22 protein-coding genes and 1 riboswitch are annotated in these 22,376 nt (G+C 47.0%); of the genes, 14 read left to right on the top strand and 8 right to left on the bottom strand.

Translation table 11 applies throughout. From position 1 onward, the window contains the following. Positions 1 to 1,278 carry an ATP-dependent RNA helicase RhlB gene (gene rhlB / locus IL_RS12135; protein ID WP_011235589.1) on the bottom strand — a complete coding sequence of 426 codons (1,278 nt, stop codon included), beginning with the start codon at positions 1,276 to 1,278 and terminating at the stop codon, positions 1 to 3. 91 nt (positions 1,279 to 1,369) lie between these two features. Here rhlB and trxA point away from each other — a divergent pair, with 91 nt between their 5' ends. The 9 genes from trxA to IL_RS12090 all read left to right on the top strand — a co-directional run bounded on the left by trxA (position 1,370) and on the right by IL_RS12090 (position 10,693). Further along, complete coding sequence (gene trxA, locus IL_RS12130) at positions 1,370 to 1,696, top strand: thioredoxin TrxA (RefSeq protein WP_011235588.1); 327 nt, start codon at positions 1,370 to 1,372, stop codon at positions 1,694 to 1,696. A 249-nt stretch (positions 1,697 to 1,945) separates the two neighbouring features. Then, positions 1,946 to 3,214: a transcription termination factor Rho gene (gene rho / locus IL_RS12125; protein ID WP_011235587.1), complete on the top strand. Its 1,269-nt coding sequence runs from the start codon at positions 1,946 to 1,948 to the stop codon at positions 3,212 to 3,214. A 7-nt stretch (positions 3,215 to 3,221) separates the two neighbouring features. Then, positions 3,222 to 4,694, top strand: coding sequence for a 4-hydroxy-3-polyprenylbenzoate decarboxylase (gene ubiD / locus IL_RS12120; RefSeq protein WP_011235586.1), 1,473 nt, complete (start codon positions 3,222 to 3,224; stop codon positions 4,692 to 4,694). Beyond that, the gene (gene fre, locus IL_RS12115; RefSeq protein WP_011235585.1) at positions 4,695 to 5,396 is read left to right on the top strand and encodes an NAD(P)H-flavin reductase; all 702 of its coding nucleotides are present in this window, start codon (positions 4,695 to 4,697) and stop codon (positions 5,394 to 5,396) included. It begins immediately after the preceding gene. A 50-nt stretch (positions 5,397 to 5,446) separates the two neighbouring features. Then, positions 5,447 to 5,545, top strand: a riboswitch (TPP riboswitch). Between the two features lie 49 nt (positions 5,546 to 5,594). Further along, entirely contained in the window at positions 5,595 to 7,724 is a 2,130-nt protein-coding gene (locus tag IL_RS12110; protein ID WP_011235584.1) for a TonB-dependent receptor, read from the top strand. 11 nt (positions 7,725 to 7,735) lie between these two features. Beyond that, positions 7,736 to 7,993 (top strand): YkoF family thiamine/hydroxymethylpyrimidine-binding protein, encoded by a 258-nt coding sequence (locus IL_RS12105; RefSeq protein ID WP_011235583.1) that lies wholly within the window; start codon positions 7,736 to 7,738, stop codon positions 7,991 to 7,993. Beyond that, positions 7,986 to 8,612 carry a nicotinamide riboside transporter PnuC gene (gene pnuC / locus IL_RS12100; protein ID WP_011235582.1) on the top strand — a complete coding sequence of 209 codons (627 nt, stop codon included), beginning with the start codon at positions 7,986 to 7,988 and terminating at the stop codon, positions 8,610 to 8,612. Before IL_RS12105 ends, pnuC begins: the two co-directional genes overlap by 8 nt. Beyond that, the gene (locus IL_RS12095) at positions 8,609 to 9,352 is read left to right on the top strand and encodes a phosphotransferase (RefSeq protein WP_011235581.1); all 744 of its coding nucleotides are present in this window, start codon (positions 8,609 to 8,611) and stop codon (positions 9,350 to 9,352) included. The genes pnuC and IL_RS12095 overlap by 4 nt, the downstream gene beginning before the upstream one ends. A gap of 15 nt (positions 9,353 to 9,367) precedes the next feature. Then, positions 9,368 to 10,693: an MFS transporter gene (locus IL_RS12090; RefSeq protein ID WP_011235580.1), complete on the top strand. Its 1,326-nt coding sequence runs from the start codon at positions 9,368 to 9,370 to the stop codon at positions 10,691 to 10,693. Between the two features lie 14 nt (positions 10,694 to 10,707). Here the strand turns inward: IL_RS12090 and IL_RS12085 are convergent, their stop codons facing one another. From IL_RS12085 to IL_RS12075, 3 genes are all read right to left on the bottom strand, one after another. After that, the gene (locus tag IL_RS12085; RefSeq protein ID WP_011235579.1) at positions 10,708 to 10,905 is read right to left on the bottom strand and encodes a DUF3185 family protein; all 198 of its coding nucleotides are present in this window, start codon (positions 10,903 to 10,905) and stop codon (positions 10,708 to 10,710) included. A gap of 346 nt (positions 10,906 to 11,251) precedes the next feature. Next, positions 11,252 to 11,728, bottom strand: a complete 477-nt coding sequence (locus IL_RS12080) for a Dps family protein (protein ID WP_011235578.1) — start codon at positions 11,726 to 11,728, stop codon at positions 11,252 to 11,254. A gap of 145 nt (positions 11,729 to 11,873) precedes the next feature. Next, complete coding sequence (locus tag IL_RS12075; protein ID WP_011235577.1) at positions 11,874 to 12,797, bottom strand: rhodanese-related sulfurtransferase; 924 nt, start codon at positions 12,795 to 12,797, stop codon at positions 11,874 to 11,876. A 145-nt stretch (positions 12,798 to 12,942) separates the two neighbouring features. Here IL_RS12075 and IL_RS12070 point away from each other — a divergent pair, with 145 nt between their 5' ends. After that, on the top strand, positions 12,943 to 13,701 hold the full coding sequence (locus IL_RS12070; RefSeq protein WP_011235576.1) for a sulfite exporter TauE/SafE family protein: 759 nt from the start codon (positions 12,943 to 12,945) through the stop codon (positions 13,699 to 13,701). Here IL_RS12070 and IL_RS12065 read toward each other — a convergent pair. Further along, complete coding sequence (locus tag IL_RS12065; RefSeq protein WP_011235575.1) at positions 13,618 to 14,664, bottom strand: CNNM domain-containing protein; 1,047 nt, start codon at positions 14,662 to 14,664, stop codon at positions 13,618 to 13,620. The genes IL_RS12070 and IL_RS12065 overlap by 84 nt on opposite strands. A 15-nt stretch (positions 14,665 to 14,679) precedes the next feature. Then, positions 14,680 to 15,264: a YqaA family protein gene (locus IL_RS12060; RefSeq protein ID WP_011235574.1), complete on the bottom strand. Its 585-nt coding sequence runs from the start codon at positions 15,262 to 15,264 to the stop codon at positions 14,680 to 14,682. A gap of 134 nt (positions 15,265 to 15,398) precedes the next feature. On the opposite strand from IL_RS12060, the gene hemH reads away from it, so the two are divergent. From hemH to IL_RS12040, 4 genes are read left to right on the top strand one after another with little or no spacing between them, the layout of a single operon-like run. Continuing rightward, the gene (hemH, locus tag IL_RS12055) at positions 15,399 to 16,493 is read left to right on the top strand and encodes a ferrochelatase (protein ID WP_011235573.1); all 1,095 of its coding nucleotides are present in this window, start codon (positions 15,399 to 15,401) and stop codon (positions 16,491 to 16,493) included. Positions 16,494 to 16,504: 11 nt separating this feature from the next. Continuing rightward, positions 16,505 to 17,008 carry a retropepsin-like aspartic protease family protein gene (locus IL_RS12050; RefSeq protein WP_011235572.1) on the top strand — a complete coding sequence of 168 codons (504 nt, stop codon included), beginning with the start codon at positions 16,505 to 16,507 and terminating at the stop codon, positions 17,006 to 17,008. A 23-nt stretch (positions 17,009 to 17,031) separates the two neighbouring features. Then, positions 17,032 to 17,535 (top strand): hypothetical protein, encoded by a 504-nt coding sequence (locus tag IL_RS12045; protein WP_011235571.1) that lies wholly within the window; start codon positions 17,032 to 17,034, stop codon positions 17,533 to 17,535. A 27-nt stretch (positions 17,536 to 17,562) separates the two neighbouring features. Continuing rightward, a complete protein-coding gene (locus IL_RS12040; protein WP_011235570.1) occupies positions 17,563 to 19,863 on the top strand; it encodes a putative bifunctional diguanylate cyclase/phosphodiesterase in 2,301 nt (766 codons plus the stop codon). Here the strand turns inward: IL_RS12040 and IL_RS12035 are convergent. Further along, complete coding sequence (locus IL_RS12035) at positions 19,860 to 21,500, bottom strand: methyl-accepting chemotaxis protein (protein WP_011235569.1); 1,641 nt, start codon at positions 21,498 to 21,500, stop codon at positions 19,860 to 19,862. The two genes, IL_RS12040 and IL_RS12035, sit on opposite strands and share 4 nt — an antisense overlap. Positions 21,501 to 21,628: 128 nt before the next feature. After that, positions 21,629 to 22,258, bottom strand: coding sequence for a peroxiredoxin (locus tag IL_RS12030; RefSeq protein WP_011235568.1), 630 nt, complete (start codon positions 22,256 to 22,258; stop codon positions 21,629 to 21,631). Positions 22,259 to 22,376 lie beyond the last annotated feature (118 nt).

Below are 22,376 nucleotides of genomic sequence, written 5' to 3'. Positions count from 1 at the left end.
TTATGACGCGTTGCGCGGAGGTCCCGAGCGACGGCCGCGAGGTTTGCCCTTGCCTCCGCCTGAGTTATGACGACGACGGCGCTGAATTGGACGCGGACGTCGTAAATCAGAAAGCAAAGCATCGCCATCGTATTTGGTGACCGGAATGGTGTGACCAATATAGTCTTCAATAGCCGGTAAGTTGTATACGTACTCTTCGCACGCCAGGCTTATTGCAGCGCCACTGGCGCCTGCGCGACCTGTGCGGCCTATACGGTGAACATAGTCTTCGCAGTCATCCGGTAAGTCGAAATTATATACATGGGTTACTTCAGGAATGTGCAGACCACGTGCTGCGACATCGGTAGCAACTAAAAAGTCGAGCTTTCCTTCGGCAAAGTCTTCCAAAATGCGTAAACGCTTTTTCTGCGGAACATCACCGGTTAACAGACCCGCACGGTGCTCGTTCGCGACCAGCCAGCCATGCACTTTCTCGCAACCGTGCTTGGTGTTGGCGAAAACAATGGCTTTATCCGGCCAGTCTTCTTCTATTAATGTCAGTAGCAACGGAAACTTTTCGGGTTTAGAAGGATAAAACAGTTCTTCAGTTACCCGTGTGGCCGTTTTTTGTAACGGTTCTACTTCGAGCTTGGTCGGTGCATTCATGTGTTCGTACGCCAGTTCCTGCACACGATAAGACAAGGTTGCAGAGAACAGCAGATTCAGACGTTTGGATGGATCCGGCATTTTCTGTAACAGGTAACGAATGTCATCAATAAAGCCCAGATCGAACATGCGGTCGGCTTCGTCCAGCACCACAACTTCAATATCTTTAAGGCTAAATAGATCCTGCTTATAAAAGTCTATAAGACGACCCGTGGTGCCGACCAGTATGTCTGGTTGTGCAGCCAGTTGTTCTTTTTGACCTTCGTAGCCTTCGCCGCCGTAAATTACGCCCATTTTCAAACCGCAATGCTCAATGAGGGCATCCGCGTCGTGAGCTATCTGAATAGCGAGCTCCCGAGTCGGTGCCATAATCAGCGCGCGTGGGCCCGATTCGGTTTTTTCGGACGATTCGTTCTGCATTAAGCGGTTGAAAGTAGCCAGCAGAAATGCCAAGGTTTTGCCTGTACCTGTCTGAGCCTGACCAGCAACATCGCGGTTAGACAGAGCAACGGGCAGACTTAACGCCTGAATTGGAGTACAATACTCAAATCCGGCACTGGATATTGCTTGCTGGATTTTGGGGTGAAGCGCCAAATCAGCAAAGCGAGTTTCTGTAAGATGTTTTTTAGTCATAAGTTATAAGCATATCAGTTTGCGCTTGTATTCAAAAACAGAAATAATACTATTCTAATATTTCCACGCGAAGAAAGTAGCGGAGAGTACCATGAGTGACGTAATAGTTCAGCTAAGTGATGACAGTTTTGATGCTGATGTCATAAATTCCGATAAACCCGTATTAGTCGACTTTTGGGCTGAGTGGTGTGGACCATGTAAAATGGTAGCGCCTATTCTTGATGACATTGCCAGCGAGTACGCTGATAAATTAGTTATTGGTAAGCTGAACGTCGACCATAATGAACAAACTCCACCTAAGTACAATATTCGTGGCATTCCAACGTTATTGTTGTTTAAAGGCGGCGAAGTTGTCGGAACGAAAGTGGGCGCATTATCACGTGCTCAATTGACTGAGTTTTTAGACCAGCATATTTAATGATTGTCAAAAAACGGCGTGTTATGCGCCGTTTTTGTTGAGAAAACTGGACGAATCGCTTTTTTGGTGATAACTTCTGCTCATTAACTGTTCATACGGGTTCACCAACTCCACCGGTTAACCTGTTTTTAAATGAAACGTCTGTTTCTGGTTTCGCACTTCGCGAATTCCGAATGTTCCAATTGTTTTACTTTCTAGAGTCAAATTAAAAAAGGCTTTGTGTTCAATCGATAACTCGAAAACCCTCCTATGAATCTAACAGAACTTAAAGATAAACCCGTAAACGAGCTGGTTCAGCTCGCGGACTCAATGGGCCTTGAGAATATGGCCCGCCTACGTAAGCAAGACATCATTTTTGCTATCTTAAAAGCTCACGCTAAAAGCGGTGAAGACATTCACGGCGGCGGTGTGCTGGAAATTTTGCAGGATGGCTTTGGCTTCTTGCGTTCAGCCGACTCGTCTTACCTGGCTGGCCCGGACGACATTTACGTCTCGCCAAGCCAAATTCGTCGCTTTAACCTGCGTACGGGTGACACAATTGGCGGGAAAATTCGCCCACCGAAAGACAGCGAACGTTATTTTGCCCTGCTGAAAATTCGCGAAGTTAACTTCGACAAGCCTGAAAACTCCCGCAATAAAATCTTATTTGAAAACTTAACGCCGCTACACGCGGAAGAGCGTTTTCACTTAGAACGCGGCAATGGCAGTAAAGAAGATATCACTGCGCGGGTACTGGACTTATCAGCGCCAATAGGTAAAGGCCAGCGTGGTCTTATTGTTGCGCCACCAAAAGCGGGTAAAACCTTACTATTGCAGAATATTGCAACTTCTATTGCGGCGAATCACCCTGATGCTGAACTGATTGTTCTGTTGATTGATGAGCGTCCGGAAGAAGTCACCGAAATGCACCGTCTTGTACATGGCGAAGTGGTTGCTTCAACCTTTGATGAACCTGCCAGCCGTCACGTTCAGGTGGCCGAAATGGTTATTGAAAAAGCCAAGCGCCTGGTTGAGCACAAAAAAGACGTAGTGATTTTGCTGGACTCAATTACTCGCCTTGCCCGTGCTTATAACACCGTTATTCCAAGCTCCGGTAAAGTGTTAACCGGTGGTGTGGATGCTAACGCATTGCACAAACCTAAGCGTTTCTTTGGAGCTGCGCGTAATGTAGAAGAAGGCGGTAGTTTAACCATTATTGCAACCGCGCTTATTGATACCGGCTCGAAAATGGATGAAGTCATCTACGAAGAGTTTAAAGGTACCGGTAACATGGAGCTGCATCTGAACCGTAAGTTGGCTGAACGCCGTGTGTTCCCTGCCATCGACTTCAACCGTTCAGGTACGCGTCGCGAAGAGTTGCTGACTACGCCGGACGAGCTGCAAAAAATGTGGATCCTGCGCAAAATCATGCATCCAATGGGCGAAGTTGAGGCCATGGAATTCCTGATTGACCGTCTGCAGATGACCAAAACCAATGACGAATTCTTCGAATCGATGAAACGTCAACGCAACAGTTAAGTGGCGTATGAAATATCAAGATCTGCGTGACTTTATCGCGCTCCTCGAGGAGCGCGGTGAACTTAAGCGCATCCAACAAGAGATCGATCCCTACCTCGAAATTACCGAAATATCAGACCGTACGTTAAAAGCACAAGGCCCGGCCTTATTGTTTGAAAACGTGAAAGGCCATGATATGCCTGTATTGGCTAATTTGTTTGGCACACCCGACCGCGTGGCTTTAGGCATGGGTCAGGAGTCAGTAACCGCTTTACGGGATGTGGGCAAATTGCTGGCCTTTTTAAAAGAGCCTGAGCCTCCTAAAGGCTTTCGCGACGCGTTGAATTTACTGCCTAAGTACAAAAAAGTGCTGAGTATGTCGCCAAAAAGCATTAAAAAGGCACCGTGCCAGCAAGTGGTTATGAGCGGCGACGACGTTGACTTAACCAAGCTGCCTATTCAGCACTGCTGGCCGGGCGACGTTGCGCCTTTGGTGACCTGGGGTCTTACGGTAACTCGAGGTCCGCATAAAGAACGTCAGAACTTAGGCATTTATCGCCAGCAACTCTTGGGTCCGAATAAGCTTATTATGCGCTGGTTGTCGCATCGCGGCGGCGCGTTGGATTTCCAGGAATGGTGCCAGCAGCATCCGGGCGAAAGGTTCCCGGTGTCAGTTGCTTTGGGCGCAGACCCTGCGACTATTTTGGGTGCGGTAACCCCTGTGCCTGATAGCTTGTCGGAATACGCCTTTGCCGGTTTGTTGCGCGACAGCAAAACCGAAGTAACGCAGTGTCTCAGTAACGACTTACAAGTACCTGCGCACGCTGAAATCATTCTGGAAGGTTACATAGAGCCGGGTGAAATGGCGGCAGAAGGGCCTTATGGCGACCATACCGGCTACTATAACGAAGTGGATGAGTTTCCGGTGTTTACCGTGACTCATGTGACCCACCGCAAAGATCCTATTTACCACAGCACCTATACCGGACGTCCACCGGACGAACCTGCGGTGCTGGGCGTTGCTTTAAATGAAGTTTTTATTCCGTTGCTGCAAAAACAATTCCCCGAAATTGTCGATTTTTATTTGCCACCGGAAGGCTGTTCGTACCGTTTGGCCGTAGTCACTATGAAGAAGCAGTACCCGGGTCACGCGAAGCGTGTGATGATGGGTGTCTGGTCTTTCTTGCGTCAGTTTATGTACACCAAGTTCGTGATTGTGTGTGACGACGACGTAAATGCGCGTGACTGGAAAGATGTTATCTGGGCTATGACAACCCGGATGGATCCGGCACGTGATACGACCCTGGTCGAAAATACGCCAATAGATTACCTTGATTTTGCTTCACCGGTTTCCGGACTGGGCTCAAAGATGGGAATGGACGCCACCAATAAATGGCCGGGTGAAACCGACCGTGAGTGGGGCGAACCAATCGTCATGAGCGATGAGGTAAAACAGCGTGTTGACGAGCTGTGGGACGAACTGAATATTATGGAGTCGTGAATGAGTCAACAAATGACCTGTAAAGCTGAAATTTCGCGCCAGTTGGCGGATGCTGTGTGGGAAGTGCGTTTACAATTGCCGCAGCCGGTTGAGTTTAAAGCAGGCCAGTACCTTATGGTGGTGATGGGCGAACGCGATAAGCGACCGTTCAGTATTGCGTCGTGCCCGTCCAATAAAAGTGAGTGGTTACTTCATGTTGGCGCTACGCCGGACAACAGCTATGCCATGGAAGTGTTGGATAAAGTGCGTGACGATGGGGAACTAGAAATTGATGCGCCGGACGGTATTGCGTTTTACCGTCAGGAAAACACTAAGCCGGCAGTGTTAATTGCTGGTGGCACCGGTTTCTCGTATACCTATTCTATTTTGCAGCAACATTTACGTGTGTCGCCAGAGCGGCCTCTGACACTTTACTGGGGTGCAAAAAGCTTAAGCGACCTGTATTTGCATGACGAACTGGAACGCTTAGCAAGCCAGTACGAGCACTTTGATTATCACCCGGTGGTCGAAGACGCGGATAACAACTGGGCTTATTCTATTGGTTTAGTGCACCACGCGGTTATGGCCCGTGAGCAAAGTCTGCCTGAGTGTGAAATTTACATGGCTGGCCGTTTTGAAATGATACGCGTTATTCGCGACGACTTTGTCGCTAAAGACGTACCGTTAGAAAACCTTTACGGCGACGCTCTGTCCTTTATTTAATTGCACTGAAAGTAAATTTGTTTAACTAACAAGCTGCGTTATACTGACGCCGCTTTACCAAGGGGTGCCGGCAACGGCTGAGATGCATTAGCGAACCCTTAAAACCTGATCCGGTTAATACTGGCGTAGGGATGGTAGAAAACCCGTCTAATACAGCCTTACCGGATCGTTTCTGACTTTGTTTTGAGGAAATGATCCATGAAAATAATCAATTCATACTTAGCAGCCAGCATTGCCGCGGCGTTATCCAGTGTTCCCGCTTTTGCCTTTGCAGCAGAGGACACACAAGATACAAAAGACATTGAAATTATTGAAGTGAGTGGTGACTTTCACCGCCGCACCTTAAATGAAACCACCAGCAGCGTTTCTATTATTGATAAAGATGCGATGCAACAGCGTCACTCACAGCATTTACAAGACACTCTGAACAGTTTGGCCAACGTGAATTTCTCTGGTGGCACTTCCACGGCTCGGTTTATTCAAATTCGTGGTATTGGCGAGCGCTCTCAGTTTGTTGATCCTGTAACGCCCTCGGTCGGTTTGATAATTGATGGTATTGATTACAGCGGATTAGGCAGTGCCGCATCGCTTTTCGATATTGATCACGTGGAAGTGTTTCGCGGTCCGCAAAGCGGACGTTTTGGCGTGAACGCTATGGCCGGTTTATTGTTGCTGGACAGCACCGCACCGAGCAGCGACTTTAACGGCCAGTTTCAGCTATCAGCAGGCAACTATTCCGAAGCCATGGGCGGCCTTGCTATGGGCGGAAACCTAGGGCTGTTAGGTAACGCCCGCTTCTCGGTCAGCCAGTTTCAGCAAGACGGTTACATTGAAAACACTTACCTTGAGCGTGATGACACGGAGCAGCGCGACGAACTCACTGCGCGCTTCAAGTTGGATACCGAGCTCAGTAAAGACTGGCTGCTGCAAACGGTTCTGCATTATAACGATGTCGACAATGGCTACGATGCGTTTAGTCTCGACAACACCCGCGAAACTTTGTCCGATGAACCGGGTTTTGACCGCTTAGAAAGTCAGGCATTGCGCTTGCAGCTCAGTTACCTGGGTTTTGACAACAGCCGTCTGGAAATGTCTGTTAACTACCTGGATGCAGACACCGGCTACGCTTACGACGAAGACTGGACCTATGAAGGTATCGCTCCGGGCTGGGAATACTCAGCTTTTGACGCGTACTTCCGCGACCGTGACGACAAAACCGCCGAAGTTCGCTGGGTATCCGACGAGCCCGAAAGCCTGTTTGGTATTGATAGCGAATGGGTTTTAGGTTTGTACTATTACGACAAATCGGTTCAGCTGACACGTGACTATTTTAACTGGGACTTAGGCCAGCCAAGCATTTTCAACAGCGACTATGATAGCAATCACGTTGCTATTTATGGTGAGCTAACTCAGCATTGGAGTGACCGGGTTAGTACTATAACTGGCTTGCGGGTAGAACGTTACGACAATGACTACCTCGACAGTCGCGGTATTACCGCTGAACCTGAAGACACCATGGTGGGTGGTAATTTCAGTGTCCGCTATCAGGCGTCTGACGACAGTTACCTGTACGCGACTCTGGCGCGCGGATACAAAGCCGGTGGCGTTAATGGTGAAGCTTTAGGAAAAGCTGAAGATCAGGGTCTGGAAGAATTAGAAAACTACTTGTTAGACCGCTCAACCTTTGCTCCGGAAACGCTCTGGAGTACCGAGTTTGGCGTAAAAGGCAGCAGTGCCGATGGGCGTTTAACCTCAAGAGTCAGCGCATTTTACCATTGGCGTGACGATGTGCAGCTCAAGGGCTGGGTAAACCGAGACCAGTCATTTGTGGGTTACATTGAGAACGCCGCTGAAGGCACAGGTTACGGTCTGGAAGCGGAAATTCGCAATCAGTTTACGGATTGGTTGGCGGTTTTCGCTTCGGCCAGCTGGTTAAAAACCGAAATTGAAGGTTTTGTTACCGAAGACGGCACCGATATGACCGGGCGGGAGCAAGCGCAAGCGCCTAATTATCAGTTGAATATTGGCTTTGAAGGTTGGTTAGGCGAGAACTTCCAGTGGGTGATTCAGGCCGACGCGAAAGACGAGTTCTACTTCTCTGACTCGCATAACCAAAAAGCGGACAGCATGGCAGTGTTGCACCTTGCGCTAAACTATCATTATCAGGATTGGCACTTTAGCTTATGGGGTCGTAATTTAACGGATGAAGACTACGAAACTCGCGGTTTTTACTTTGGTAATGACCCTCGTAAGGAGTATGTGCCGGAAACTTACGTCCAATACGGTGAACCGCGTCGCTTTGGTATCACTGTCAGAAAATCGTTTTAAGGGAGCTTAATATGCAAGTTTCAGTAGAAATGTCGCTGTATCCACTGGCTGAAAATTACCTGGATACCATTAAAGATTTTATTGAGCGTTTAAATCAGCATTCAGAACTAACGGTTCTGACCAACACTATGAGTACGCAGGTGTTTGGTGAAATGCAGGATGTTATGCGTATTCTCGGTGAAGAAATGGAGCTGCTTTTCCAGAATGTGCCTTCGAATGTTCTGGTTTGTAAGTTTATTAACAAAGATTTAAGGCCGGATAATGCCTGAGTCTTTGCTCGAATCCTGGCTTGAGCAGTTGATGGTCAGTTCCCCCTGGGAGCTGACGGCTTTAGTCATGGCTTTGGGGTATTTAGTTCTGGCGGCACATCAGCGCCAGTGGTGCTGGGCTGCGGCGGCGGTCAGCTGTACTATATACGCTGTCTTGTTCTGGCAAGGTAAGTTGTATATGGAGTCTTTGCTGCAAACAATCTACATTGCGTTGGCAGGCTATGGTTGGTGGCAATGGCAGCGTCAGCAAAGCGCAGCAAAGGAGAGTCCTGATGGCGCGAAATACCCGTTTCGTTGGCACCTGCTGCAATGGGCGTGGTTGGTTCCTCTGGCTGCAGGCATTGCTTATTTACTCTCGGTTTATACCGACGCAGACGCAGTATGGCTCGATACTTACACCACAATATTCAGTTTGCTGGCCACCTGGCTGGTTACCAAAAAAGCGTATGAAACCTGGTGGTACTGGCTGGTTATCGACAGTGTTTACGTTTATTTGTACGCCAGCAAAGGCTTTGTCGCCACCGCCTTGTTGTTCGTGGTTTATCTGATACTGGTGATTTATGCCATGTGGCGCTGGCGCCATGACATTTCGCTGAAATCTGCGAGTGAAGCCGGGTGATTGGCCGGCCCTGCGAAATACAACTGCTTGCTTCCGGGCAGTCTAATCAGACGTTGCGACTGCGAACAGATACAGAAGATTATGTGTTAAAACGCTGGCGCTATGAACAGGTATTCGCGGTTGACCGTGAGCTGGAAGTATCTATACAAAAAGAGCTGGCGCAACAGGCTCTTGCCCCCGAAGTTTTAGCTTACGATGCTAAGCAAGGCTGGTTTTTACAGCCTTACTACCAGGCTCCGTCTTTACAGCAAGTTACGCTGTCGCCTTTGATTAAAGCCACTGTACTGGCTGAAACGCTGTCGAAAATCCACAATACACGAGTTGATATTCCGGCCTGGTCTATGTCTGAGCGGGTCGAGCATTATTTGCAGCAGTTGCGTTCGGTCAATTCGGCGGTTGCTGCTCAAATGAGCCAGAAATTGGTACCCATGCAACCCTTGTTAGAGGACTGGCTCAGTTATCCGGTGTTATGCCACAACGATTTATCTATGAATCATATTTTAATGGCCGATCCTATCCGGATTATTGACTGGGAGTACGCGGGTATTGGCCACCCCTTGTTTGATATTGCCAGTGCAATTGTCGTGAATGAACTCAGTGACCAAGCCTCGGTTCGCTTAATAACAGAGTACGAAAAAATAGCCCATTATCAAATTGATCGGCAGCGTTTAGCGCAATGGTGTGAGTTTGTGGAATGGTTGAATAAAGTATGGCAGCATCTATTTCGACACCTTTCTTAAAGTGAACACTTTGCCATGACTGATAAAAAACTGACTGAACGCGTTTACGGCTACTTAGCTGAAGACGAAGATGCTCGCGTTTGTAAAGATATTCCTGAGTCTGCCTGTAACGAGCAACCGCGTTCATTCGTTTTGATGTTGTTGTCGTTAACTCTGACAAAACTGGGTGACAGCTTAGTCAGCGCGCGCCTTGTATTGCCGTGGATGTTGAGTTCGCTTGGCGCTCCGGCGGTGTTTATTAGCGCTTTAGTGCCTTTAAGGGAATCTCTGGCTTTATTACCTCAACTCTTTGTTGCTCAAAAGCTCCGTGAGCAGCCGGTACGCAAATGGTTCTGGGTTGCGGGCAGTGTCGGTCAGGCAGTCTCGTTGCTGGCTATGTTGTTTGCGGTAGCAACTTTAGATGAATCTGCACTGGGCTGGTCTGTAGTTGTTTTACTGGCAATATTTAGCTTGTCACGGGGCATTTGTTCTGTGGCGAATAAGGATGTGACCGGTAAAACGGTATCTAAAACGCGCCGTGGACGAATGTCCGGCGTCGCAGCCTCCGCCGCCGGGTTACTCACGCTGTTAACCGCACTGGTTATTATATTTGCACCGGATATGGAAGGTCAGCGCTCATTATTTGTTGGACTACTCGGTGCCGGTGTTGTGCTCTGGTTTGCCGCGGCTTTACTTTATGCGGGCATTCCTGAGGTTGCGGGTGCAACCGAGGGTGGCGGTAACGCGCTTACCGAGGCGCTCAAATCAATGTCTTTGCTATGGCAGGATCGTCAGTTTGGACACTTCGTTATTTCGCGGGCGTTACTGGTCGCTGCCGCTTTTGCTATTCCTTATATTGTGGTTTTAATTCAGCGCGAAGGTGAGTCTGAACTGACTAGTCTGGGCAGTTTAATGCTAGCGAGTGGACTCGCCGGATTATTGGCTGGGCGTTTTTGGGGTCGTTGGTCGGATTCTGCCAGTCACCATGTGATGGCGGCAGCTTCCGTTATGTCGACTCTGGTAATATCGGCTGCGTTGGCGCTTTACTACTGGATACCTGAGGCGTTGGGCGCGCAGTGGGTTGCAGCATTACTTTTATTCAGTTCGGCGGTTGCGCATCATGGAGCACGAGTAGGCAGAAAAACCTACCTGGTTGATATGGCAACGCAGGATAACCGGGCGCAACTTACGGCGGTGTCTAATACCGTGATGGGGGTAGTGCTTTTAGCTGGCTTATTACTGGGGTGGGTCGATGCTGCTTATGGCGTTGCCGCTGTTTTATGGGTACTGGGAGCTATTGGCGTACTTGCTACTCTTACAGCCTTAAGATTGCCAGACGTATCAGGCGACACGTCTGGCTAACCAGGTTTACCAGGTTATTTTCCGCGAATAACCGCGTAAAGACCAACAATGACTGCGGCAACACCACCAATTAAATACCAAATGGTGTTGTCAGTTGGCTCATTTGTCGCCATTTCTGATACGCTAGAGGCAATTGATTGTGAGGCCTCATATGAGAAATACAATAAAATAGCGCCAACAACTAATAGAACAATACCTACGATACGAGTCATAAAGTCTTCCTTTTGTTGTGTTTACAACTATCAATATAAAGCACTCTGTCAGATCCGCAAGTTTCCTTACAAATATTGATTTATATCATCTGGTATATTCCCAAGCCAATGAAATGGCTGTAGTTGTTAAAAAGCTGGTCGCGTTTAAAATAACAAAAGCAAGGCTGAGCTATGGTTGAGAGAATGCTGAATGCTGAGGCGACCGAATTGGGGAAAGCTTTAAAAATGAGTGCGGCTTCTATTAATTTTCTAGCAGAAGTATTTTTGACGATTTTGGCATAAAAAGACGCCCCAAATGATCGGGGCGTTTTTGTTGTTAATTTCCGAGAAAGTTAAGCTGGGACAATTAATTGCCCATGTAAGACGTCAGCATCCAGGCTGTTTTTTCCTGCTCTTTGATGTAGTCACTCATCAATGCGTTGGTTCCTTCATCGCCTGCTTCATCAGAAATTTCAAGAATTTCACGCTGTAGGCGAATGGTTGTCTGATAGCTATCCAGAATATTAGCTACACAGGCACGACCGTCATGTACGTCTTTAACTTCTTCAATTTCGCTGTTCTTGATGTAAGTCGAGTAAGCATGCTGAGGGCGCTGACCTAAGGTTAAAATACGCTCTGCAATTTCATCAATTTTCAGCAGCAAATCGTCGTAGGTTTCTTCGAATTTAGCGTGCAGTTCAAAAAAACGCTCACCTTTAATGTTCCAGTGAAAACCACGAACATTCATATAAAAAACTTGGTAATTTGAAAGCAACTCATTGAGCTTGTCACCAAGTTGTTCTGCTTTTTTCTGGTCTAAACCAATAACGCTTAACTGTTTCATAAACCCTCCTTTATCATCGTTATGCCTTAACCATAGTTGAATCATAGGGTTAAAGAAAGCGATGAAAATCGATAACGCTGACAGTTAAACTCGATAACTGTCAGCTTATGCTTACATAGGGAGTATGGGGGCGCTGTGAGTTAAATCAACTCAGGCTTTCAAGTTTACCGTCGCGGATATGTTTTTCACCGCGGGCTTTAGCTAATTGAATTTGACGCTCACGTTCGGCAAATCGCTCTTTTTGCTCGGTTGAGGTCTTGTCATAGCAATGCGGGCAGCTGACACCTTTCTGGTAATGTTCTGACTGCATTTCTTCAGCAGTAATGGGCATGCGGCAGGCATAACACTGGTCGTATTCACCCTGCTCCAGACCGTGCTTAACGGTAACGCGTTGGTCAAAAACGAAGCACTCACCATTCCAGCGACTGTTGTCTTCCGGCATCATTTCCAGATATTTAAGAATTCCGCCTTTTAGATGGTAAACCTCATCAAAGCCCTGCTCTTTTAAATAAGCGGTCGACTTTTCGCAGCGGATACCACCGGTGCAGAACATAGCAACTTTCTTATGTTTTTCCGGATCCAGATGTTGCTTCACGTACTCCGGAAATTCACGGAAGGTATCGGTCTTAGGGTTAATGGCGCCTTCAAAGGTTCCTACGGCGTATTCATATTCGTTGCGGGTATCAATAACCAGCACTTCCGGGTCGGCTATCAGGTCGTTCCATTTTTCCGGGTCTACGTAAGTACCGACCGAGCTTTTGGGGTCAACCCAGTCAACACCCAGGGTGACAATTTCTTTTTTCAGTTTTACCTTGGTGCGATAAAACGCTTGCTCGTCACTAGGGGATTCTTTGTGCTCAATGTCAGCAAAACGTTCGTCGGAACGTAAGTAATTCAAAACGTTGTCAATGGCTTCTCGGGTACCGCAAATGGTGCCATTAATACCCTCACGGGCTAACAACAAAGTGCCTTTTACATCGTTTGCAATAAGCGTCTGATACAGAGGTTCGCGGAGCTCTTTATAATCATTTAGCTCAACAAATTTATACAATGCCGCACAAATATACATATCATGTTACCTTTTTCAGCGGTCCGGAACGTAAATCCGGAGCCTTCATTTAAATCGCGTTAGCAATTCGCGTAAAAATCGCGCGGATTATACCGTTTTGATCCCGATCAGCGCAAATCAGGGACTCAGGGAGCAGTAAGAAAGCATGATTAACGAAGCCTTGTTTTATGGCCTGGTATTGTTATCGGCCGCAACCTCGTTATTGACAGCCGTGGCAGGCGCCGGTGGGGGCGCTGTACTCATCGGCGTAATGGCATTAGTGCTGCCCGGCAGTGCGGTTATTCCGGTACATGGACTAGTGCAAATGGGTTCTAATATTGGACGAACCGGATTGTCCTGGAAGCACATCCATTGGCCAACCGTTGCCTGGTTTGTGCCCTTTGGTTTGTTAGGCACTTTTATCGGCAGTTTATTATTGGTTCAGCTTCCGACACATTTTCTGCAAATTACCATCGCACTATTTTTAATCTGGTTAACCTGGGGGCCTAAATTGCCACAGAGTTTCCGCGGGCGTGCCGGCCTGGTCGGCGGCGGTTTGGTTACCGGCTTTATTTCTCTTTTTGTTGGTGCTTCAGGACCACTGGTTGCCGCTTTTGTAAAAGCCCGGTTTAGCCAGCGAATGCAAACCGTCGCGACGTTCTCCGCAGTAATGACCATGCAGCACGCGCCTAAAGCGCTGGTGTTCGGTATAGCTGGGTTTGTTTTTCAGGACTGGTTACCGCTGGTCTTGGCTATGATAGCGGCGGGTTTTGCCGGCACATGGATTGGTCTGCACTGGCTGAAGAAAATTACCGACCAGCGTTTTGACCAACTCTTTCGCTTAATCATTACCTTGCTGGCTTTGCGCCTGCTTTGGGTCGCGCTTGAGCCGTTTGTCCCAGCGTTGACGGGCGTAACGTCGTAAACTCGCTATGTTATCGGTTTCATCCATAATGGGGGTGCCCAGTATGGTTTCGATAATATCTTCCAGAGTAATGAGTCCTAGCCAGCTGCCGTGTTCGTCATAAACTAAAGCCATATGTTGACGTTCTTTAAGCAGGTGGCTCATTAGAGCCTCGACACTGACGGTTTCTGTGACGATCTCAACCGGTCGTACAATGTCTTTCAGCGAGTCTGATTCCTCAGCATCAAGGATATCACTACGAAAAACAATACCTTGTGGCTCCTCGTCGGTATCAATGACCGGGTATCGGGAAAAAGGCAGCTTTCTAATTCTTTCGCCGACTTCCGGCATGCTTAAATCTGGTCGAATGGATTCACATACTGTTCTTGGAGTCATGACCTGACGTACCCGAATTTCATGTAAGTCGAGAATGTTCAGAATGACCCGACGTTCGTCGTCATCTAACGCTTTTTCTTCGTGTCCAATAGTCGCCATGGCCTTAATTTCGGAGCGAACGTCAATGTCCGCTTCTCCGCTGCCAATGCGTTTTGTGATTTGATCTGAAAGCCAGATAAACGGCTTAAGTGATAAAATTAAAAAATTCAGTACTGGAGGGAGAATTGGAGCTATCCCACGCCAGAATTTAGCGCCTATGGTTTTCGGAATTATTTCCGATAGTACCAGAATAAGCAGCGTCATAATTGCTGAAGCTACTCCCAGATAACCGTCACCAAAGACGACCCCAACTTGTGCTCCAACCCCTGCGGCACCTGCTGTATGAGCTATGGTATTAAGCGTCAGAATAGCTGCCAGCGGTTTATCAATAGAATCTTTTAGCTTGCGCAACTGTTGATGGGTTTTAGGCCGGGACTCTTTTAGCTGGGCTATATAGCTTGGCGTAACCGACAAAATAGCGGCTTCTAAAACCGAACAAATAAATGAAACGCCAATGGCAATAACAGCAAAAACAATGAGTAGGAACATTGGTACCTTAAATACTTACAAAAACTGCATTAGTAATAACATAGTTCCCGCGACGATGAGAATGGACCAACCGACGAGACCTGCGTATTTACCCCATAAGCGTTCAGTATAAGGCCCTAACCATAAAACGATAAGCGCTAATACATAATAACGTAAAGCTCTTGCGGCACCAGCCGCTAGCATAAACAGCCAAAGCGGATAATCACCAGCACCTGCGGCCAGCATGGCTACCTGGAAAGGAACGGGAGTAACGCCCACCAGAAAAATAGCAATAAAACCGTCTTCACTCAGAGTGTCCTGGAAATCTTTATAGTAATCCTGAATGGACAGGTAGTTGATGAACCATTCTCCAGCGGTATCAAATAAGGCAAAGCCAATGTAGTAACCGACAATAGCCCCGGCCAAAAAACCCGCTAAAGCGACAGTCGAAACCAGCCATATGCGTTTGCGTTCTAGTACCATGTAAGGTACTAAGACCAACTCTAAGGCTATGGGAAGTATCGTTGCCTCCAGGGCAGACAGAAAAAATAGAAGTATCAACGCATGGGGGGAACTGGCCAGTTTCTGATACCATTGTTGCGTCTTCGAGTTTTCTGTCATTGGCGCGTCAACATATTATTTTCGATAGCATTCATCGGCCCAGTGTAGCGTGATTTTTTTGCAAATAGGGATCGAAGCCGTTAAAACTTACGTAAAATTTGCACTTACATCGTGTTGTTAAAAGGTAACTCAAAATGAAATATCAAGGAAGCCCGGGCTTTTCTCATGGGCAGGCGGACAAAATTGGTGTCTTGGTTACTAATCTGGGAACTCCAGAGGCTCCAACAAAAAAAGCGCTCAAGCCCTATCTAAAAGAGTTTTTATCCGACCCTAGAGTGGTGGAAGTTCCGCGCTTACTTTGGTTTTTGATTTTAAACGGCGTTATTTTGCGTTTTCGGCCTAAACGTTCAGCTGAAGCTTATAAAACTGTCTGGACTGATCGTGGCTCTCCCTTGTTATTTCACACGCAAGACCAGGCTTCGGCCATTGAGGCAAAACTGAAGCAAACCTGGGGTGACAACATTGTTGTGGATTTTGCCATGCGTTACGGGAACCCGGCTCTTAGCGAGGTGGTTGAGAAGATGATGCAAAAAGGCGTTCGCAAACTGCTGGTGTTGCCTTTGTATCCGCAGTACTCGGCATCGACCACGGCCTCAACCTTTGATGCGCTGGCCAAAGACTTTACCAAACGCCGCTGGTTACCTGAACTTCGTTTTATTACTCACTATCACGATTTTTCACCTTTTATAGAGGCCGCTGCTCAGCGCATTGAAAAACACTGGGACGCTCATGGACGGGCTGATAAGTTGCTGTTTTCCTACCATGGGATTCCACTGCGCTACCTGAAAAATGGTGACCCTTACCATTGCGAATGCTACAAAACATCGCGCTTACTGGCAGAACGATTAGGGCTTGGAAAAGACGAGTATCTGACGACTTTTCAGTCACGTTTTGGTCGCGAAGAGTGGTTGCAGCCCTATACCGATATGACGATGAAAGCGCTTCCAGGTAAAGGAGTAAAGTCGGTTCAGGTCTTTTGTCCGGGTTTTTCTTCTGACTGCTTAGAAACCGTAGAAGAAATTGGTGAAGAAAACCGTGAATACTTTATGGAAAGTGGTGGTGAGCGGTACGAGTACATTTCAGCTCTGAATGCCGAAAGCGGGCATATTGATGCGCTAAGTCAGCTTATTGAAAATAATTTGCAAGGCTGGTCAGTTGAAGACGTAACCGAACAGCGACAGCAAAGAGCTGACCAGGTAAAAAAGCAAAGTTTGCCCTATGATGATTAAAGGAGATTAACTTGGCGCGTACGACTTCTTTCGGCAAACCTTTTATGTTTATTGCCTGGGGGCTAGCCCTTGTCATGTTGGTCTGGTTTTTTGAAGACCAGTTGCAGCAACAGTTTAACCCGAACTCTCAGGTGCAAAGCCATGTTGATAACGGACAAGTCACCGTTTTGCTGGAGCAAAACCGGATGGGTCACTATGTGGCTCAGGGTAAAGTGAATGGTCAATCTGTGACATTCTTACTCGATACTGGGGCAACATTGGTTGCTGTTCCTGAAAACCTGGCCGCAGAACTGGGTTTACGAAAAGGCCGGCAAGGTATGTCTCAAACCGCGAACGGACGTGTTATAACTTATAGAACAGAAATTGACAGATTAGAACTGGGTGAAATTCAGCTAACGAATGTCGCGGCGTCTATCACTCCCGGAATGGATGGGGATGTCATACTTTTGGGCATGAGTGCTTTGAAGGAATTTGAGTTAACGCAAAAAGGCGATACTCTTACGTTACGTTATTAAATAAAACAAAACAGGAATGATGTATGTACAAAACATTACTAGGGGCAAGCTTATTGTTGGTGGCGGGCAGTGTTAATGCACAACAAGAGGCATTGCAGCAATGTGCAGGGATTGAAGACTCGCTGGAGCGACTGGTATGTTATGACAATATTGCTAAGCAGTCTCAGGGACAGGTGAAGCAAGCAGAAGGAAAAGCCAGAGGAAAAGTGCAGGCAGAAAAACAAAAATCAAAGGCTGAGCGCCGTGGTAACTCTTCTTTAGAGCGAACCTTTGGTATGGAGCATAAAGACAAAGAGGAAGGCCAGCTCGACCGAATTGAGGTTGAAGTCGCAGCGAAAGAGCAGGGACCTTATGACAAGTGGCGTATCGAACTGAGTAATGGCCAAATTTGGAAACAGACCGACAGCGGTGGTTATTTTCCCTGGGACGAAGACGATACCTATTATATTAAACGCGGCGCATTAAATTCATTTTTCTTTGGCCGTGAAGGTTCGAATCGCCGTATGCGAGTGCAGCGGGTTAAATAAAATAGGCGGTAAATATGCAGCGAGCCAATGCAGGATAGCCTCCCCGAATACAGCCTGTTGGCGACAGGCATAGCTATTGTTCTGATTGCTACGACAATTTTTGTCGTAGTGGTCCGCAAAAGAGCGGAAAAGAAATACCAAGGCACAAATTACTTAATTCAGTCACATTATGAAGCGTTTAACTCGTTAGCCCGGCATCGGGATATTGAAAGCCGCCTGTTGGGCATCTGTCGGCTTATTGAGTCTCAAATTGATGGTGCCATGTGCTCCATTATGGCGGTTGATAAAAAAACACAAACCTTATCAACCGCCGCTTCTGTTTCCCTACCTAAGTCCTATAACCGCGCCTTAGATGGCTTAGCCGTAGCAGACGGTGTTGGCGCTTGTGGTACAGCGGCAGCACTCGGTGAGCCCGTGCTGGTTGCTGATATGAGAAAGGACCAGCGCTTCAATGAGTTCCGGTCCCTCCTCGAGCAGCAAGGTTTAGTGGCGTGCTGGTCCCACCCTATTTTTGCAACCTCTGACAGTGACGTTATTGGAACTTTCGCAATTTACTTTTCAGAGCCGAGAGTGCCTTTAGGACCTGAACTTGAAATTATTGTCCGTAATCGTGATCTGGTGGCTCTCATCATTGAACACGAGGAGCAAAGAAGGAAACAAGCTCGTCTTGAGCAAAGTCAAAGTTCACTCTTTACTCACAACCCCGATGCCGTGTTTATGCTCGACTTAGAAGGCAACTTTACGAGTGTTAATCGTTCAGTTTGTGAGCTTTTATTGCTTAAAGAAGAGGATTTACTGGGTAAACACTATGAGCTGGCAGTGCCTGAAAGTGACCAGAAACGAACCTCAGAGCATTTTGAAGCGGCTAAAGCCGGTATTCCACAGTCCTACGAGATAAAGGTAAAAGACCAGACCGGTCAGCTTCATGACTTAGCGATAACCAATATTCCTATTATTATCGATGGCGAAATTACCGGTGTTCACGGCATAGCTAAAGATATTACCGAACGAATTCAGCGAGAAGAAGCGTTAGAATTTTTCACTTCTCACGACAGCTTAACGCACCTGGTAAACCGCAGTGCAATGGAGCAGCGACTACAACAGTTGCAGGAAAACAAGAGTGACGCGGCAATATTCGTTCTCTTTATCGATTTAGATGGCTTTAAACCTATAAATGACAGCTTGGGACACTACCTTGGAGACGAGGTCTTAATTGAAACGGCGCAACGCTTGCAGCAGGTTGTTTCGGAACCTAACTTACTTTGCCGTTTTGGTGGCGATGAGTTTGTCGCCGTTATTCAGGATATGAGTGCTGTTGAGCAAGTTAATGCGTTATGCGCGGAAGTTTTAGCGGTATTCGAACAGCCTTTTCGGATTGGCGAAGTCGAGGTTTCTTTATCGGCAGCAATTGGTGTTTCAGCAAATGATATTGAATTTAAACACCCGATGGAGCTTACTCAACGTGCCGATGTTGCTATGTATGAAGCGAAAAAACGCGGTGGTAACTCTGTTTACTGGTATTCCGCAAACCTTGATGAAGGCTTAGGTTACAAAGTGGCATTGCGGACCAAAATTCAGGAAGCGCTTGCGCAAGAGCAGTTTGAGCTATTTTATCAACCCATTATGACCGACAAAGGTCAAGTTGCCGGAGCCGAAGCGCTCATTCGCTGGCAACATCCAACCAAAGGTTATGTTTCACCCGCAGACTTTATTCCTGTTGCTGAGCGCACAGGGCAAATCATTCCAATTAGTGAATGGGTGCTAAAGCAGGCTTGTCGCGATCTGCAGCAGCTTAAGCTGTACGGTATAAAATCTGTTTCGGTGAACTTTTCGCCTATCCAGTTTTATCGTGAAGATTTTGTCAGTAAAACGAAAGCGATACTCGAACAGTTTGATATTAAACCCGGCGAGATCACCGTCGAAATTACAGAGAATGTATTAGTTAATGATACTCAGCGTATTGCTGAGTTATTGCAGCAATTGCGAGATCTGGGTTTGGATGTGGCCATTGACGATTTTGGTAGTGGCTTTGCCAGCTTACGTTATTTAAATATGTTGCCGGTAAATAAGCTCAAAATTGATCGCAGCTTTATCGAAAATATTCATGAGAACTCGCATAACGCTGCTATTACCTGCGGTATTCTGAGCATGGTTGCAGGCATAGGTATCGAAACCGTTGCTGAAGGTGTAGAAAAAGAAGAAGAATGTGCTTATTTAGTGGAGCATGGTTGCCACTTTATGCAAGGGTTCTTATTCAGTAAGCCGAAGCCGCTGGGAGAACTGCTCAAATGGGCAGAACGCCAGCAATCTTTCGAAAACGAACGTTAGCGGATTCGGAACTGACGGAGCTCCTGTTGCAGGTTGGCAGATAGCTCCGCCAAATTTTCACTGGACTCTTTTACCTGCGCCGAACTTTGCGCGGACTGATCTGAAATACTACTAATAGTATTAATGTTCTGATTAATTTCCTCTGTAACTGAGCTTTGCTCATCAGCCGCGCTGGCAATATGACTGTTCATATCATTAATTTCTGCTACCGCCGAGGTTATTGCCTGGAGTGACTCATCAGCATTTCTTGCTCTTTCCACTGTGTGATCCGCCTCTTCCTTACCGGTGTTCATTGAGCGGACAGCTTCATGAGTTGCTGTTTGTAAACGCTCAATCATTTCCTGAATCTCCTGGGTTGATTTTTGTGTGCGGCTGGCTAAGGTTCTGACCTCGTCAGCAACAACAGAGAAGCCCCTTCCATGTTCCCCTGCACGCGCAGATTCAATAGCCGCGTTTAACGCAAGCAAGTTTGTTTGTTCAGCTATGCTACCAATAACGTCCAGTACCTTACCTATGTTGTCGCTATCTTCCGCTACCTTAGAAATAGTTTGAGATGTTTGATTCACGTGGTTAGCTAAACTCTGAATCGCATCAACTGTCGACTTAACGACATCGCGACCTTGCTTGGTATGATCGTCAGCTGTTTTCGCAGAAGTCGCTGCGTCATTAGCACTTTTGGCTATTTCGTCCACTGTGGTCGACATTTCATGGATAGCCGTTGCCACCTGCTCAACCGCTTCGTGTTGCTTCCTGATGCTTTCGTTAGACTCTTCTGAAATGCTGGAAAGCTCTTCTGACGATGTTGCCAGTTGTTCGGTCATTTCATTAATTTTGGTAATAATGCGCTGAAGCTTTTCGACAAAAGCATTAAATGCATCGGCTACTCGACCCAGTTCATCTGTTCTGTCCAGATTAACGCGTGCGGTTAAATCTCCTTCGCCTTTGGCCATATCTTCAAAACGCTCAAGCATTAAGTTCAATGGCCTGGTAATTAATGGTGGAAAGAATAATGCCAGCAATACGCAGATAGCTAAACCTATGGTCAGGACAACCATCTCTGTCCAGTTACTTTGACTGATGACTTCGTCAATAATGTCAGACTGACTTAGCGCCGCTTTCTCTTTGCGTTGCTCTAATTCGTCCAGAACGTTCCGCATAGCCTCAAACTGAGGGCCACTTTGCTGCTCGCTTAAACGGATGGCTTCTGCTGTCTGGTTTTGATTGTGAAGTGTTATAACTTGCTTTGCGGTTGCTACCCAAGTTTCATTTTTTTGCTTGTAATCATCAACCATCTGACGCTCGGTTGCGCTTGAGGTTAAATTTAAAAAGCGGTCAACGCGTTGAGCGGCTTGTTGTAGATTCTCATTAAAGGTGTCAGTGAGCTGTTGTTGCTTAGGTGAGCCGGAGGGTACTGAAAGTAGTGTTCTTTCTGCTACTTGAGCCTGATGTAAGTCGCGGTCGGCCTGCAGCAGAAAGTTAAGTCCAGGCAAGTGCTCGCTGGCTATTTCATCAACGCTATTGGCGACGGATTTAAAATTAACCGCACTGACTGCAGCGATACCGACTAGCACTAAGGCCAGTAAGACAATAGGAAGTAATAATTTGTACCGAAATGTAAGGTTGTTAAACCAGCTCATAATTGCGCCTCTAAATAGCTTTTGACCGAAGTCATGTTACCCATTATCGGAAGCTAAGCAGGCTTACTTTAGCTGGTCAACAGTAAATGCTGAGCGTCATATGACACTCAGCATAGCTGCTTTTTGCATTACTTAATATCGGTTAGCCGTAAATACGGGCGTAAGGTTTTCCAGCCTTGTGGAAACTTCTCTTTTGCTTCTTCGTCGCTGACCGTCGGACGGATAATGACAGAGTCTCCGGGCAGCCAGTCAGCCGGGCAGGCCACTTCGTCACGGTCAGTTGTCTGCAGAGCATCAATAACGCGTAAAATCTCATTGAAGTTACGACCGACAGTCATTGGGTACGTCATAATTAAACGAACTTTTTGGTTCGGATCGATAATAAAAACCGAACGTACTGTGGCTGTGGCGCTTTCGTTTGGATGGATCATGTCGTAAAGCTGTGCGACTTCTAAATCTTTGTCGGCAACGATAGGAAACTCAAGTAGGGTATTTTGAGTGTCATTAACATCATTAATCCAGCCTTTGTGAGCTTCTACGGTATCGGTAGATAACCCCAGGGGTTTCACGTTGCGCTTTTCAAACTCTGGTGCCAGTTGCGCTGTACGCCCCATTTCCGTTGTGCAAACCGGTGTATAGTCTGCCGGGTGGCTGAAGAAAAATACCCACGAGCCTTTCGCCCAGTCGTGGAATTCTATCGAACCCTGTGTGGTATCAATGGTAAAATTCGGTGCAGTATCGCCAATACGTAATGTCATAGAGTGCCTCCTGAAGCAATTATTGATAAGCTTTGCTGGTAACCATTAAATGATAGCGTACTGAACACATTACAAGGCATTGGGCTTATAACCTTTTACTCTAATATAGATGCGTGGA

This window comes from Idiomarina loihiensis L2TR (assembly GCF_000008465.1).
In the GTDB taxonomy this organism is placed as follows: Bacteria; Pseudomonadota; Gammaproteobacteria; order Enterobacterales; family Alteromonadaceae; genus Idiomarina; species Idiomarina loihiensis.
The sequence above is the reverse complement of the archived record's forward strand: the minus strand, read 5'-3'. Positions and strand labels throughout refer to the sequence as shown.

Bases quoted from the DNA above. Each gene is read 5' to 3' on its own strand.
- IL_RS12080 (WP_011235578.1), bottom strand. From the start codon at position 11,728: ATGAAACAGTTAAGCGTTATTGGTTTAGACCAGAAAAAAGCAGAACAA.
- IL_RS12090 (WP_011235580.1), top strand. From the start codon at position 9,368: ATGACTGATAAAAAACTGACTGAACGCGTTTACGGCTACTTAGCTGAA.
- IL_RS12105 (WP_011235583.1), top strand. From the start codon at position 7,736: ATGCAAGTTTCAGTAGAAATGTCGCTGTATCCACTGGCTGAAAATTAC.
- pnuC (WP_011235582.1), top strand. From the start codon at position 7,986: ATGCCTGAGTCTTTGCTCGAATCCTGGCTTGAGCAGTTGATGGTCAGT.
- rhlB (WP_011235589.1), bottom strand. From the start codon at position 1,278: ATGACTAAAAAACATCTTACAGAAACTCGCTTTGCTGATTTGGCGCTT.
- IL_RS12035 (WP_011235569.1), bottom strand. From the start codon at position 21,500: ATGAGCTGGTTTAACAACCTTACATTTCGGTACAAATTATTACTTCCT.
- IL_RS12060 (WP_011235574.1), bottom strand. From the start codon at position 15,264: ATGACAGAAAACTCGAAGACGCAACAATGGTATCAGAAACTGGCCAGT.
- IL_RS12075 (WP_011235577.1), bottom strand. From the start codon at position 12,797: ATGTATATTTGTGCGGCATTGTATAAATTTGTTGAGCTAAATGATTAT.
- hemH (WP_011235573.1), top strand. From the start codon at position 15,399: ATGAAATATCAAGGAAGCCCGGGCTTTTCTCATGGGCAGGCGGACAAA.
- trxA (WP_011235588.1), top strand. From the start codon at position 1,370: ATGAGTGACGTAATAGTTCAGCTAAGTGATGACAGTTTTGATGCTGAT.
- IL_RS12070 (WP_011235576.1), top strand. From the start codon at position 12,943: ATGATTAACGAAGCCTTGTTTTATGGCCTGGTATTGTTATCGGCCGCA.
- ubiD (WP_011235586.1), top strand. From the start codon at position 3,222: ATGAAATATCAAGATCTGCGTGACTTTATCGCGCTCCTCGAGGAGCGC.
- IL_RS12110 (WP_011235584.1), top strand. From the start codon at position 5,595: ATGAAAATAATCAATTCATACTTAGCAGCCAGCATTGCCGCGGCGTTA.
- IL_RS12085 (WP_011235579.1), bottom strand. From the start codon at position 10,905: ATGACTCGTATCGTAGGTATTGTTCTATTAGTTGTTGGCGCTATTTTA.
- fre (WP_011235585.1), top strand. From the start codon at position 4,695: ATGAGTCAACAAATGACCTGTAAAGCTGAAATTTCGCGCCAGTTGGCG.
- IL_RS12030 (WP_011235568.1), bottom strand. From the start codon at position 22,258: ATGACATTACGTATTGGCGATACTGCACCGAATTTTACCATTGATACC.
- rho (WP_011235587.1), top strand. From the start codon at position 1,946: ATGAATCTAACAGAACTTAAAGATAAACCCGTAAACGAGCTGGTTCAG.
- IL_RS12065 (WP_011235575.1), bottom strand. From the start codon at position 14,664: ATGTTCCTACTCATTGTTTTTGCTGTTATTGCCATTGGCGTTTCATTT.
- IL_RS12045 (WP_011235571.1), top strand. From the start codon at position 17,032: ATGTACAAAACATTACTAGGGGCAAGCTTATTGTTGGTGGCGGGCAGT.
- IL_RS12040 (WP_011235570.1), top strand. From the start codon at position 17,563: ATGCAGGATAGCCTCCCCGAATACAGCCTGTTGGCGACAGGCATAGCT.